The 14,492-nt window shown below is 46.0% G+C and carries 10 protein-coding genes and 4 pseudogenes; 7 read left to right on the top strand and 7 right to left on the bottom strand.

The features are described 5' to 3' along the window. Nucleotides 1-320: 320 nt before the first annotated feature. Together H598_RS24220 and H598_RS26535 are read right to left on the bottom strand one after the other, a co-directional pair. Nucleotides 321-1,067 carry a polymorphic toxin type 44 domain-containing protein gene (locus tag H598_RS24220; protein ID WP_156897030.1) on the bottom strand — a complete coding sequence of 249 codons (747 nt, stop codon included), beginning with the start codon at nt 1,065-1,067 and terminating at the stop codon, nt 321-323. After that, nucleotides 1,057-1,569, bottom strand: coding sequence for a hypothetical protein (locus tag H598_RS26535; RefSeq protein WP_156897029.1), 513 nt, complete (start codon nt 1,567-1,569; stop codon nt 1,057-1,059). The genes H598_RS24220 and H598_RS26535 overlap by 11 nt, the downstream gene beginning before the upstream one ends. Before the next feature lie 153 nt (nt 1,570-1,722). Between H598_RS26535 and H598_RS27000 the strand changes: the two are divergent. Further along, nucleotides 1,723-2,219 (top strand): annotated as a pseudogene (locus tag H598_RS27000) (transposase); the annotation flags it as partial. Between the two features lie 229 nt (nt 2,220-2,448). Further along, nucleotides 2,449-2,700, top strand: coding sequence for a hypothetical protein (locus H598_RS24215; RefSeq protein ID WP_051252703.1), 252 nt, complete (start codon nt 2,449-2,451; stop codon nt 2,698-2,700). Between the two features lie 159 nt (nt 2,701-2,859). On the opposite strand, the gene H598_RS0112590 is transcribed toward H598_RS24215, so the two are convergent. Beyond that, the gene (locus H598_RS0112590) at nt 2,860-3,723 is read right to left on the bottom strand and encodes a hypothetical protein (RefSeq protein WP_156897028.1); all 864 of its coding nucleotides are present in this window, start codon (nt 3,721-3,723) and stop codon (nt 2,860-2,862) included. Nucleotides 3,724-4,061: 338 nt separating this feature from the next. Next, nucleotides 4,062-4,655, bottom strand: a complete 594-nt coding sequence (locus H598_RS0112585; RefSeq protein ID WP_028113337.1) for a hypothetical protein — start codon at nt 4,653-4,655, stop codon at nt 4,062-4,064. Between the two features lie 202 nt (nt 4,656-4,857). Here H598_RS0112585 and H598_RS0112580 point away from each other — a divergent pair, with 202 nt between their 5' ends. Continuing rightward, nucleotides 4,858-5,466, top strand: a complete 609-nt coding sequence (locus H598_RS0112580) for an ATP-dependent DNA helicase DinG (RefSeq protein WP_156897027.1) — start codon at nt 4,858-4,860, stop codon at nt 5,464-5,466. A gap of 1 nt (nt 5,467) precedes the next feature. Beyond that, nucleotides 5,468-7,003: a helicase C-terminal domain-containing protein gene (locus H598_RS0112575; protein ID WP_028113335.1), complete on the top strand. Its 1,536-nt coding sequence runs from the start codon at nt 5,468-5,470 to the stop codon at nt 7,001-7,003. 227 nt (nt 7,004-7,230) lie between these two features. On the opposite strand, the gene H598_RS0112570 is transcribed toward H598_RS0112575, so the two are convergent. Continuing rightward, the gene (locus H598_RS0112570) at nt 7,231-8,886 is read right to left on the bottom strand and encodes an HAL/PAL/TAL family ammonia-lyase (protein ID WP_028113334.1); all 1,656 of its coding nucleotides are present in this window, start codon (nt 8,884-8,886) and stop codon (nt 7,231-7,233) included. 226 nt (nt 8,887-9,112) lie between these two features. Here H598_RS0112570 and H598_RS26995 point away from each other — a divergent pair. Then, nucleotides 9,113-9,398 (top strand): annotated as a pseudogene (locus tag H598_RS26995) (hypothetical protein); the annotation flags it as partial. Between the two features lie 328 nt (nt 9,399-9,726). Here H598_RS26995 and H598_RS26050 read toward each other — a convergent pair. Beyond that, nucleotides 9,727-10,620 (bottom strand): DMT family transporter, encoded by an 894-nt coding sequence (locus tag H598_RS26050; protein WP_084144457.1) that lies wholly within the window; start codon nt 10,618-10,620, stop codon nt 9,727-9,729. Between the two features lie 441 nt (nt 10,621-11,061). Here H598_RS26050 and H598_RS0112565 point away from each other — a divergent pair, with 441 nt between their 5' ends. Further along, nucleotides 11,062-11,556, top strand: a complete 495-nt coding sequence (locus tag H598_RS0112565) for a MarR family winged helix-turn-helix transcriptional regulator (RefSeq protein WP_028113333.1) — start codon at nt 11,062-11,064, stop codon at nt 11,554-11,556. A 1,473-nt stretch (nt 11,557-13,029) separates the two neighbouring features. Here the strand turns inward: H598_RS0112565 and H598_RS26045 are convergent. Next, a pseudogene (locus H598_RS26045) lies at nt 13,030-13,941 on the bottom strand (IS1595 family transposase). 67 nt (nt 13,942-14,008) lie between these two features. Here H598_RS26045 and H598_RS26040 point away from each other — a divergent pair. Then, a pseudogene (locus H598_RS26040) lies at nt 14,009-14,492 on the top strand (transposase); the annotation flags it as partial.

Here is a 14,492-nt window from a genome sequence, read left to right as displayed (position 1 = left end):
TAAAGTCTTGTCCACCAAACGATAAAACGAGAATCATAGAAATTATCAAATTAAAAGTGAAGTAATATTTAGAGAACTGACTCACCATCAAGTTTGATAGGAGGAAAGAGAAAAATATAAAAAAAATTATAGCAATTAAATTCAATATAATAAAAAATTCTGAATCGACCCAAAAAAAATCCAAGCTTGAATTAAACATTATTATAAATAATGCTAAAGGTGTTAAGTTAATACTAATGATAAATAAGTTACGGCGCATTTTTATTCCAGAAACACTATAGTTATTGGTCGGCACTATTATTGGGCCGACCATCCAAGTTTTAATAATGCAACTTTAAGTCAGTTATTGTAACAGTACCGCCACAAAAACTAAAGCATATATCTCCAATAAAGCTTCCACCCAACCAACCAGGTTGGTATATATCATTTACATCATGACTATCTCCGCTAGTACCGCCGCCACCAGAGCTAGAGCCTGACTGAGAATTGTTCTCATCACAAGAATCTGCACTATTCATAGCGTTTTCATCGTTGTCATAAACGGCTGAGCCATACATCCAACCTCCAGCTATTGGATCAGCATCATCAGCATTGTCACCTGCACCAGTTGCTACGGCATTCAAAAGACCCAAAGCAAGTGCACCTAAATCACGATAGTTCTCGTCTTTGTCATTATTATAATTTTGATATTGCTGTACAATTGCACCAGCTTTTAACGATTCCTGCTTTGAATATCCCATCTGTTGTGCTGCAAAACCATAAAAATAGTTACCAAACTCTTGCGAACTTCGCATATTTGGATCTTGACTATTCTTCAAGTCATACATCTTCCTCGGTGCAAACATTTTCGTCATGTACGCCGCACGCCATAATTCTGCGCTAACTGGCGAGTTAATTGCGTGTGTAGCTAGTATAGAGTTTATAACTTTAAATTTTTTTATGTGTTGATTTTTATTAAATCCATCAGCCTTTCCTGCAGGTGATTCCTCTGAAATCGTACAAAGAGCAATCGCACTGAATGAAACGAAGGTTGATAAAACTACTGTAAATAATTTATTAGGGCTCATGGCGGCACACACCTCGTTCACACTTCTTCGAAGGTTTTTTTACTGGAGTGTTTGTATGAACATAATTGCCATTATTCACTTCAATTATAACTCTTGCTGTATCATCCATGATCATATAAGTTATATCCATGTTTTTATTATAACTTAAATAATTTAGAGGTCGGTAAACGAATGCTATGCTCCGATCTGTGGAGTTTGTATCTATAAATGTTGTTCCTTTATTGTCTGATTTGTATTCAGCAATATACTTAGCTTCTCCCGGATCGCGTATATCATGTAATATAATCTTGCTATTAATTGACTCAGTTGATATTGACATGAATGCAATTTTGTGATTCTCAGGAAGGTTTATTATAGAGAAGCAATTCTGGAAACCACTTTTCTTTGTGATTTGCAATTGTAATGTTTCATTTGGTATCAATTCTAAACAATCAATAACCTTCCCAAAACTGTTAAAAGAAATCAGAGAAATTAATCCACCTATTGCAATAAATTTATTCAACACATACACCAATTAGGAAATCAAAAGGACAACGAATGTAAACTCGATCTTGCTGACTTGCAACCATTTTGTATGATTTCTGTTTCCTAAACGAATTAAATCTTTCTGGAGGGCTGTGATCTGATCTCCCGTCATTACTGTCGGAGGCGGCTCATGGGCAAGTCCAAAGGAAGAATCATCAATTGGCCGAAATACCTCAATGCAATGGTTCAACGTGGATCCATTACCTTCTGGGTGGATGACTAGGCGGTAAAGAGTTGGCATTACACAGAGCACCATGGTGGCAGAGGGCGGGGCTTCCAGTACAGTGATGCTGCCATCGAAACAGCCCTGATGGTAAAAGGAATATTCAACTTGCCTCTGCGAACTTTACAAGGCTTTTGGACTCGATTTTTGTGCTGATAAATGTGCCACTAAAATCACCGACTTATAGCTGTATCAGCAAGCGAGCCAAGACCGTGGAAACAAAGTATCGCCGCCCCAGCCGTGGACCGGTAGCCAATGTTGTCGTTGAGGCCGTACGAGCTCTGAGGAACGATGAACTGTCGCAGTGGAAAAGAGACAATGACTACCAGCTGCACTCGTTATGCGAGACGGAGAGGTATCGCTTTAAACAGCTGATTGGTCCCAAACTGGGCCAGCGTAACTACTGAATCGCCACAACTTCCTTAAACTCTATTCAGCTTTCCAGTGACCGAAATGTAGCGGCAGGAGACGTTGGGCTCTTGCCAGTCGAGTATGATTCTTTATTACTTGGTATGAATCTCTATTACTCAGTATGAGACTTTATTGCTCACCCACAGTTGTGAACTTTGATGGCTTTATCTGAGTTACTACAGCATCACCTTCGATTATGATTTTGTCACCACGGCGCTGGTCTTGAAGAATCATCTGTTTCTTATCCTCAATGGCAACCACTCGGAGGCGCTGTTGGCACTGGACCATAGCCAGGGGCTGCAGGGCTGCTTCGATTACTTTGTAGGGCACGTGGCCGAAGCGAACAAGCTTAGTGAGCACCGGTTGGTGCTGAGCGGCGACCCAGTGTTTCATCTTGATGTGTTTGCCCTAAAGTATCTCGGGCAGGCCATGGTGGACCGGCTGCGCCAGGCCGTTGCTGCATTGGCTGAATAACGAAAAGCTTAGCCCCTAGAAGCAATCCACAGTATCCCACTACTGCTGCAAATGCATACATCTAAGCCGCTAGATGGCAATTACTGTCCAATGCATACTTGCTAGGTATCAGGCCCCTGCAATAAAGGATGCAGGAGCCGAGCAACTAGGAAGCTGTGTTTATTGTTTCGTGGATTTCTCTGTTTTGTTTGCTGCTGCTAGCATGGCTTCACACTCTGCGTCATTACCTAAAGTTTGGCAAAGACGATGCTGGGCTTCACAACCTTCCGATATGCTCTTGCCAAGTTGTTTTTCTTGTTTGCAATATTCTGAATTGACACAGAACGTGTAGGACGCTCCAGAACTGGAACATTTTCTCAACGAGTCCTCTGCCCCAGGATGTTTTACTAGATCTTCCATCAGCATAAGGTCGAGTTTCACTGTGAGTGCTGTGTATCCCATTTCATACTCTTTGAAGGCGCCCATGAACATGGTGTTAGTATCGCCACAGTATTTTGAATAGCGCTCTTCAAACTCGGTCCGGTCACCATCAACGGTGATAGGTGCGGTGCTGGTTATCAACTTTTTAATATCGCCATCGATGTCCAGCCACACCTCACTCGTCAGGCCTTTGCTTTCGTTATTTACGGCAATCTCGGCATAAAACGGGCGCATTGCTCCATAAACAGCCATGGCATTTGGCGCGGCGTACTGACCACATAGGGTAGCAAACTCCAATTCCTCTTCTGGAACGACTTTGATGCCATGATCTTGGTAGACGCGCGTATAGTGATACTTGGTATCCTGAAACTTGACGTTTTCTGGGAACTTGAACAGATGGATGAGTCTGTGCTCCATTATCTTTCTCAGATCGTTTTCACGTTGTTTGGCATCAGCCGTTGGCTCTTCATTCACTTTAACTGCTAGAGAAGATTTATTTAAATTAACTTTACTTGAGTCTTGCCCTTTTAAAAGACCCATGCCTATGAGAACGGCAATGGCCAATAACAGCAAAATCTTAATAGTTTCCAAAGCTAGTTTCACGATGTCCTCCATACTCTATTTCGAGACCTGAGGCATCGCCACGCAGCAGCATCAGGCCGGTCATAATCTGCGAGGGACGAACAACAACCGGCGATTGTTGACGTCTTTGCTGGAACGATTGGTTGTATGCCTTAGCTGGCTGTCATTGCAGCAGCCTATCCTGATAAATACCACAATAAGCATAGTGCAACAAAATCGAATAAATTCTCAGATTTTCATGATCTTGCACAAACTGAGGGTGCTTTAACAAGAGCGGCGTGTTGTTGCACGGCGCTCCCCTTGATCAAGTCATCTTGCTCAAGTAGCGGTCTTCTAAGTTGAAGTGGCTATCGAGATAACTATTGCTTAGCTTTGTCTGTGTAGGTGGCGACCAGGTTCGGGATGAGGCCTATCAGGAGTTCAGGGTTGTGTACCTTGTAGATCAGAACCGCTTCGGCGCCCTGCATGGTGCAGTCGCAGCACGAGTCGATGGCGCTCAGTAAGTCGGGCCAGATGGCACCGCTTAAATCGATGGTCTGCGCCTTGAGCTTGCGACGGTACTTGCGGGTGATGAGCAGATCCTTATTCTTCAGCTCGGCCCGGAGCAGGTAGTAGCACTCGGCTTGATGTAGGCGATAGAGGTGGAAGTTCTTGGGGCCACTGAGCCTGAATTGACCGTCATCGACCAACCCCTTAACGAAGGTCTTTACGCTGTAGCTCAGCTGATTCACCGCCTTGCGTAGCTCGGGGCGGGGGCCGCTTTCGAAGATGCTGTTGTAGTTGACCATGGCGCTGCCTTTGTTGGCAGACCAGTAGGCTTGCTCACGCAGCTGCTTCGGGCAGCAGCGCACCAGGTTCATCAAGTACTCCTCAACCTCGACCAGCTTGCCTGAGCGTTCCTGTATTGACGCCAGGTGCTCCTTGAGCTCCTCATTGCAGATCTCCAGCCTCATACTCACCCTCCTTGTGATGCTCAAAACTTATACTGGTGAATGGTGTTTTGCAATGTTTTTGTTCATTTATTCAACTTATTGCACTTTTTTGTTGGGGCAGTAAATTGTTTTGTGCTGGAGTAACTGGTTTGTTGAGGTTGCCGCAGCTGCGCGGTTTTCGGTGGTTGATAGAGTGGACACTCAAGGAAAAGGAGCTTTGTGTATGCCTATGCAGCTGAACGGCTGTATGCGGGATCACTGCCGGAAACTGCTCAGCGGTCTGACTGAGCGCGTGCCTGGGTTTCGACCACGCTCGGGCCAGAACCAGATGATCGCCGATGTGGCCAATGTCTGCGGCGGCGTTGGTCTTGAGGAGGGGGAGGCTCGGGTGTGCGTGATCGAGGGGCAGACCGGCGTTGGCAAGTCGCTGGGGTATCTGCTGCCGATGACCGCGCTGCAGCAGGCGTTTACCCTGGCCAGGGAGGAGGCCGAGGAGGAGGTGCTCAAGGTACAGTTGGTGGTGGCCACGGCGAATGTGGGCCTGCAGCTGCAACTGTTTAATTCCGACCTTCCCATGCTGGCCCGGGCTGGCATGAAGCTGAAGACCCTATTGGTGGCCGGCCGCGGTCGCTATTTTTGCCGGTTGAATGCCGATAAGCAGTTGGCGGGTGCCGGCCAGACAGCTTTGATGCCCGGGCTGGAGCAGGGTAAGAACCTGACCGAGAGGGAGCAGCGCTGGATAGAACAGGCCATTGAGGTCAGTGACGAGCATTGGGATGGGTTGCGGGACAACTGCCCGGTGACCGGCGTCACCGGGCAGCCTGTGGCGTAAGGTGGCGTGCTCCCAGGAGAGCTGCACCAAGACCCAGTGTCGCCACTACAGTCAGTGTGGCTTTCAGCTTAATCGCCGCAAGGCCTCAGAAGCCGATGTGATCATCACCAATCACGCCCTGGTTTGGGCCGACAGTGAGCATCGAGTGCTTCCCGCACCGGAGAACACCCTGATGGTGCTGGATGAGGCGCATCATACCAAGGACACCTTTCGTGACAGCATTGCCCGTGCCCTGGTGCTGGAGCGCCTGGGCACCTTGGCTGAGGCCAACTTCCACCTGGAGGACATTCACAGCTTTGCCGTCAACCTGCTCAAGCAGACTCAGTGGCTGGATAAGCACCAGAACCATGCACAGGGTCTGGCCAATGCGGTGGTGGAGTTGAAGCAGTGGATGGACAGCTGCATCAAGACTCAGCAGGCTGACCGTGACGGCGTGCGTCAGCTGCGGTTTGTCCGGGGTCAGCTGCCTGAGGAGTTCACCAAGATCATCAATCGGGTCCGGGCGCCTCTGTCTAAGTTGGTGGCGGCCCTCAATGGACTGTCCGAGAAGCTCGTTGACCATGAGTGCAGCTCCACTAACGACGAAGCTCAGAAGGCGGCGGCGCAGCTCAAGCTCAATTCTGTGCTGTTTCCACTGACCAACGTCATTGAGGTGCTGGGCCTGTTCAGTGACCAGCTGTTCTCCGGCGCCCCCATCGCCAAGTGGGTCCAGGAGAATGGCGGAACCATCACCCTGCATGCCTGCCCGGTGGCCGTGAACCAGCCCCTGCATGACCAGTTCTGGACTCAGTACATCGGTACGGTGCTGACCTCAGTCACCCTTCGTACCTGTGGCCACTTCGAGCGGTTGCGCCAGGATCTGGGCATCGACCAGCTCAAGGCGTTCTTCCGCTGTGTCGCCTCGCCTTTTGACTACCAGAGCCAGAGTCGATTGATTGTGCCTCCTTCACTGCCTGAGCCACGGCCACACTCTGATGACACCCATACCCTGGCTATCGCTCAGGACTTCCTGAGCCGCCTGGAGGGGCACCAGGCGGCGCTGCTGCTGTTCTGCTCCAAGCGTCAGCTCAACCTGCTCATGGAGCGTTATGCCGCCAGCTATGGAGATGCGCTGCTGAATCAATACGACATGCCGAGGGAGGAGCTGTTGGCGACCCATGAGGCCCGACTCAAGGCTAATAAGCGGTCTGTGCTGGTGGGGACCGCGTCACTGGCTGAGGGGCTGTCTCTGGAGAAGGAGTTGCTCACCCTTGTGGGGATCGCCAAGTTGCCGTTCCCGATGCTCAGTGACCCCTTGAGTGAGGCTGAGGCCGAACTGGTGGCCGAGAATCGTCAGTTCTTTGAGTGCATGCTGCCGCGCTGCTCCCTGGCCCTGAGCCAGATGGCGGGACGGTTGGTGCGTTCACTGGCGTGGTGGGAGGATCTGGTGGTGTATGACCCGCGATTGGTCACCAAGAGGTACGGGGGCGATCTGCTCTCCAACTTGCCGCCTATGCCGTTGAGCCACGTCACTGCGCGGGAATCCAAGGGGCGTTAGCAGAGTTTCCGTCATTTTGTTTGAGTTGCGTAATTAACTTCATCGAGACAAACTGCTACCGAGCTCAGCAGGTGAAAAGCATGGAGCCTGTTTAGTAACACCTGAGTGCTTAAGATACAGGCTATGAGAGTGGCTTAAAATTGCCGACTGTGCAGACTATTCCAATGCAATGAAAAAAGGTGAGGCCCAGAAGTGTTTGAGCCTCAAGAGCTGAAGCAAAAGTTCGATTATAAATGTGTTACGAAACGCTTAGATGCCTCAATATCCACAGTGAATGGGCGGTCTTTATCCACGAATTTAACTACCTTCCTATAGTCTTTCATAATCTTATTAGTCTTCTTACCGATTGGTGTTCCAGCCCTTTTCCTGATGTCAATGCCCTGAGAGCTATGCATGAGCTCTACGCCTAGAATGTAGTAGGTATTATCGATGACCTTTTCAGCATGTTGACTCGCTAGAATCATATTGCTGTAAGTATCCTCAATGTAACCAGCAACAGCCATACCGTCCAAGGATACAGGGTTAACCAGGCTACGGATCTCAGTAAATAGACCTACTGGTACCTTCTGGATAGCCCCAAAGCCATGACCATGGTTTTCAGGAGCATTCAGGAAGCGGGTCAAGTGAGTGAAGTGGGGATCAGACAGTTTCAGGGTGCGGTACACGGCGTCACGACTTACGTGGGCCAAAGCTACGGTCAGACCCTCGACACGGAGCGCTAACTGCACAGGCTCAAAGTTGGAGGACGAAAAGACTGCGCCCTGAATATTACCTTGATCTACGAAGTAATGTTTAACCCGCGGAGCATCGGGACTCTGTAAACGAGCAGCCTCAGCGTTTAAAACAATGGATGGATTGTCATCAGACGAATTGTAGTGGATGTTGAGCAAGCCTTTTAGGCCATCGAGTTCATCTCGTGCTGCCGCAATAGCCCACTGAGAGCCACGCAAGGCTAGGGGATCTTGTAGGGCTCGCTGCTCATTTTCCTGCCACAGATATGACCCTTGCCACATAGCAGTTACGTCTCCGGCAACTTCTTTAACGTGAGGCATAGGACGATTTACTACAGTTTGCTCCAGGTAAGGGGACACATTGCCATTTAGGGCTTCTAGACTCATGCCTACCATTTGAGGGGCAACCTCAAGGAGGTGTTCTGCTCGATATGCTACATCCGTGGCATAGGCTACAGCCAAAGCGTTGTTGGAGAAAATTGAGAGAGCGTCTTTACCCATTAACTGCAAGGGCTTAATTCCAAGTTCTTTCATCACTTCTTTAGCATCGCGGCGCTTACCTTTGTAGTAGACGTCCCACTCTCCGATCATGGCGAGAGCTATATGAGCTCCAGGAAGGATATCAGCAGTACCTACAGTACCTCGCTCAGGAATAAGGGGGACAATATCGTGGTTAAGAAAAGTCTTATACATGTCAATAATGTCAGCCTGAACACCTATGTGACCCGTTAAATACTGATTCAAGCGGATCACCAAGGCCATACGGACCAATTCCTTTGGCATATAAGGACCAACAGCTGCACTGTGGGCATAGACTAAATCACGGTTGAATGTCTTAGACAGTGACAGCAATTCAGGGCTCAACTTACCGTCTTTCCCGAAAACTGGCTGATCCTTGTTCCAGCCTACGCCTACTGTCAGACCATAGACACCCATGCCCTGCTTAGCAGACCCAATGAGGACGTCATAACCCCGCTTTGCACGTTTAAGACCCAACTTGGAGGTAGCGACATTCGCTTCCCCTTGACCAATCTTATAGATCTGGTCAATTGTGAGCTTATTCCCGGTGAGCTCAATGACATTTGCAGCTAAAACATTTCCGGATAGAATAGAGGCTGCAAGGGCAACAGTTATTTTATTTAATATTTTCATTTATTATTCCTAATTCACGTTGTATATCATTTTCACTTCGGAGATATCTCTGCAAGCTGTATGCCAACCTTATTATTCAGGGCTTTAGTGACTATTTTTGTTAAAGGTGACCCAAAACCACGATAACTCGTGAATTAAAAACTGTATCCCGTGAACTACAAACGTTATTTCGTGATTTTCGGAATGTTGTAAAATTAAGAGCGAGATACAAAATGTATCGCCATTAAAATCTTGCATTCCACCGCGTTCATACGCCGGACATTGGGAAGAAGGTCATCTACAAAGTGTAGTGGTTCGAGCACTGAAAGATGGTGAACTGATCTAGTGAAAAAAAGGACAACAACTCTCACTAGAGGTCGTTGTCTTTGACAGCGATGTATCGTTACAAGTAATTTATTAGTTCTAAGCTCAGCCTTCGTGATTATGATGCACAGGTCTGTGAAGCGTTGGCTTGTGTCAAAGCCATAAACAAACAACGTTATAACACTCACGTAAGCCTTTCCGTCAGATAGTCAATTAAACCTAGGAAAGCCCATCTAGAGAATGAATTGATCAGCAACACCACGCGGATAACCAAACCCGAAAATGTTAGCAAGGTAAAACGCCGAACATTGATTTGTCAAAAGTTGCTCATCAGGGTGTCTAAGCCGGCCTTTTAGGGTCCGGCATGGACAGTACTGTGTCTATTGATAGCGGAATCATATGAACGCATCAATAAACCATAGTCTAAACGAAGTCCCTGAGTGGAATACGCAAACGACGTAAGCCACTGGTTAAGTATAGAGAATGCCCCACATTCTGTTCACACTGCCATTAACTGTAAAGAACAAACTCTTATAATTAGTATGAAATAATAGTCTGCTCCGAACGTTGATTCAGTCGCCTTTCATATAACTGTGCAGCCAAATTTGAACTTATCATTACCACCATTATGGATATTTGAACAGCACTAAAATCATCCCCCATGACTGTAGCGCCTAACACCATTGCAAGAATTGGATTTAAAGTTCCAAAAAAACTGAGTTCACTTGTACTTATCCTGGGTATTGAGTAAACATAGGCTCCATAACTAACAGATGTCACTCCAATGATTAGCCAAATCAATGCCGCTAATTGAGAAAATGATAATGAAAATGGGTCGGGATAATGAGATCCACTTAAATATTGTTGCCAATAAGCAAATGGTAGTAACATTATTCCACCAAAGATTAACTTCCAGGTGAGTAATTTCCACCAGTCAACCTTCTTCATTGCGGATTTTGTTATGATGCTGCCGAAAATTAGGACTGCCATTGCTGCAATCAAATAAAGCACTGAAGATACACTGATATCACTTTTAGATGAACTAAACAAATAGGATGAACAGAAAAGCAAAATCACTGCTGATAAAATCTGTATAGTACTGGGTTGATTTTTGTGAACTAAAATTACTACAACTAAACCGATGACTGGGAGAGTAATCATTCCAACCCCTACCAATGCACTCGGCAATTGCATTGCACTTGCAAATAGTAAGCTAAAAAACAATGTTATATTAATAAATCCGATTATTAACAAAGTAGGAACTTCAGAAATTTTTGGCAAGCTAGGTTTAACTAACAGCAGTAAAATACCAGCTGGTAAAGCGCGCCATGCTGCTAAGGCGTAAGGAGACCAATCAGCAAAAAAAGCCGATACAGTTGCGTAAGTTGTCCCCCACAGCAGCGGGCCTAAAAGTGCAATGAAAACTCTCAAATCAAAAATCCTCGATGTCTTGATGGAAAGTAACTTTACATCAAGATAATTTGAAGGTAAAGTTCTTATACCAAAAGATTGTGTGACAGGCTCAACTTGATACGTCGGATTAGGTACTAGCCTTATACGTAAGTGCCTGAAATTTGTAGGTGGTAGCAATAATTATGCTTCTGCTGATGCATGTGCTTCTGTTAGTGTAGAGCTGGTATTTTGCACTTGATTTTCGTGATGGCTTCTAAGTCGGTTCTTGGGTGCAATCTACCCTTGACCAACACAATTTGTAACAATATGATGAAGTCGTGACTTCAAAAATCGGATTCCATTTTATTGGGTTTGATGTAGTCACATGTTGTTGCGTGTGTTTAGGCATATTTCATCGACGATAGGTGTATATTACCTTCCATGTAAAGCTAGGTTAAAGAACTAATGAGCGTAAAGAGCATGAGTAAAAATCACGATCATATTGATAAGATATCTCAACAATGGAAAGAAAATCATTCTGGATTTAGTCATGAGCTAGTTGAGATAATCGGGAGGTTTTCACGGTTAAATAAGCACTTGGACATGCAGCGTCTAGCTGTATATAAGAGAATTGGAATAAACTCTGGCGAGTTCGATGTGCTTGCCACTCTTTATCGTAATGGAGCACCTTTTAGGCTTATGCCTAGTGATTTGATAAAGCAGACTCTATTAACATCAGGAGCGATGACAAACAGGCTAGATAAACTCGAACAGAAAGGTTTAATCCTTCGTGAGAATAGCAATGAGGATAGACGCTGCGTATTTATTGAGTTGTCAGATTCTGGTCTAATGTTAATAAAGAAAGGGATGCCTCTATATTTTGAAGTGTTAAATAGTATTTATAACCCATTGGATGATGATGAGCAAAATGAGCTAAACGCTTTATTGAAGAAGTGGATGACTCGCTTTGAGTGAATTCATTTATAGATAAGATTCGGTTCAAGTAACAATTGAAACGTATTAGTTTTACTTACTAATGTTTTGATTTGATTATTGCTGTTGATTAGAGGTTAATGTTTTGAATAGATTAGAAAAAAGCAAAGATGAATATCAAGACAAAACAGCATGCAGTGATATTGATTTTTCAAAAAATAACATTAGTGATTCCATATCAATGATCAAATTTGAAATGGATGATGATTTATTAAATTTTAGTTTTTCTCAATTTATAGTGTATTTAATCAAAACATTATTTATACGATAAGTTAAATTCCAGTCATAAATTTTGAAGTTGATGAATCTTTCTGATAGTGTCTGCTTAACCATGTTTAACGTGGTGGGTAAATCTGTAAAAATTTATTTAAATTTAGTTCTGTATTGATGGTGAGTAGTACTACCATTGATGTAAATCATGTAGTAAAGTTAGAAAATTATGCAAAGTCCGAGTGCTTAGTTTAAAGTGTCGTGATAGTCGTTTTTGGTTTTGAGCATGTTACATTTCTGCATCATTAATGTAAGTGAAACTAGAAGTGGGGCCATAGAATAATTAAATATTATCATGACCAGAGAAAGTAGGCTCGGATTTGTTATTCCGCCAGTTTCTCAAGCTGCCGCGAGCTTTGGTAGCCTAGGCTTGATAATCGACAGCAATTATAGAGCTGTTCAAGGTAGTTAGCCAGTTCGTCTCTAAATTTCCAATGATCTCGGAATCGAGCCCCCTGAAACATTTCGCCTTTCTATGTTTGGAAAAATGACGAAACTTTGACATTGTCGATACAGCAACCTGTGCCTGATGCCATGTCGGTTGTAGTAACCCTGTAGGTTCTAGTTTAGGTATTCAATTCCTCGATTTGAATGGAACAATAATTCCTCTTTTGGCCGCTTCGTGCGTAGCGTTTTCACCAGGGTACCTCTGGTCAATTTTGACGTTTAATTATCGTTGAATGACCAACCAACAACTTTTCTGGAGTATCACCTCCAGGTAGTACCATTTCCGTCTGTGCTTTAAGTAGGTTACGTCGCCGGACGATTGCTGATTGACAGAAGTTGGGCCGTCACTAGTCAGCCACAGGTTTTCTGTTGCCTATAAGTTTTTTGCCGTTTCTTTATTTGACATTAACCCCCGGCAGACCGCGACCTAAGGTTAAGCTCACACATCAGCTTAGCCACTCGCTTTCGAACCACGCGTTCAACTGGGCATGAATTCGAGGATTGCCGTAGCGCTCTTTGGATAAACGAAAAAGTCGCTGAATTTCTGTGCTCAGGACACAATCAGTTTGGGCGCGTTGACTTGGCTAACGTTTCTTCCAGGTATAAAAACCTGATCGTGACACACCTACAAACTGACACAGCCGCGACAATCGAATTTTCCCCTGATAGCGCGTTATGAACCGGACTGATTCCTCTGTTCCGCGGAATGAAACCGTTGCCGCTTTTTTAGGCTGTGTCTTACGTAACTGTTGCACCCCACCCAGCAACTTCGTTAAGGCACTGCCTTTGATTCAATTGGTACCGATAGCGATCCAACATTCGGTGCCATCCCAAGTAGTTGGGCAGATATTTAGTCGCGACTCCCCGAAAACGCACCATTCAGCTTTTCAACCGACTGTCGTAGGCGTTCACATTCTGTATGTGGAATGGCCCTCGCTTTCTTGGCCCTGATGTCTTAATCGTTTCACGCTTTATTCCCGCTCTTTTCGCGTACGCAGCGTAGACCGATGCCCTGTCGGTACATAGACAAGCATCCGTCGATAACACCGAACTCAGGGCGGCACCGACATGTTTTGCATCAAGTCTTTCCAGCATGAAATTCGCAGTTTTCCCAGATCTGTCTCGCACAATGAGTACAGAAACCTCGTCTTCGCTTCCTCCACCTTTGGATTTACTTACTCCGCCGCGGACGCGGGCAGGTCGCTCTAACGTTCTCTGGCATTTGTTAGACTTCAGAAAGAAGGTTTCATCGGCCTCAACTTCACCATGCTCTTGGGTAGCTTGTTTGTTGGCAATGAACTTGAGGAACCGGTGACGCCAGAGAAAGGCCGTGTTCTTGTTTATTCGGCACTCTTTTGCAGAGCGCCGGACTGTGAAGCCATCAATGAAACACTGAGCGTACGCCAGCCAATGCTCCTTTTTCCGCTAGCGGGCCAATGGAGTGCCGGTTAATGGGTTGAAGGTTTTGCTACAGGACTTGCAGCGATATCGAGGAAGACCGTGGCTTGAGCCCCAAGGACACAACTTAACAGAGTGGCAATGGGGACAACTATCTGGATGATTTTCTATGAGAAATGCGCTGGCAGAGGCGCCATCAAAGCGGAGAATATTGAGTAGCTGTTCGCGCTGACCTGGCGACAGTGTAAACATCCCCTGAACTCAGGGCATTCCACATTAGAGTTCTCCGGTTTACACTGAGCCAAAGGGAGAACGCATGATGAAGAAGTCACGCTATACAGAAACTCAGATCGTTAAGATCCTGAAGGGAGTTGAAGGTGGCCGCCTGGTCAAAGAGGTCTGCCGTGAATACGGTATCTCCGATGCGACCTATTACAACTGGAAATTCAAGTAAGGCGGCATGGAAGCCTCGGACGTAAAACGCCTGAAGGTGCTGGAAGATGAGAATCGGCGCATGAAGCAGATGTTCGCCGAACTCAGCCTGGACCATAAGATCCTCAAGAACATCATCGAAAAAAGCTGTAATGCCTGCAATACGACGACAGTTGGTTGATTACGCAAAGCAGTCTTATGGCGTCAGCCTTCGCAGAGCTTGTCGGATTGTTGGCATCAGTGATTGGGTCTATCGCTATCGACCCAATAGCAGTCGGAACGACGCCGTCATTCTGGCGCTTCAGCAGGCTGTAGAGCGCTATCCGGCCTATGGCTTCAGTAAGCTGTTTAAGATACTGCGCCGCTGGGGG

The organism is Ferrimonas kyonanensis DSM 18153, from assembly GCF_000425405.1.
GTDB lineage: Bacteria > Pseudomonadota > Gammaproteobacteria > Enterobacterales > Shewanellaceae > Ferrimonas > Ferrimonas kyonanensis.
The sequence above is the reverse complement of the archived record's forward strand: the minus strand, read 5'-3'. Positions and strand labels throughout refer to the sequence as shown.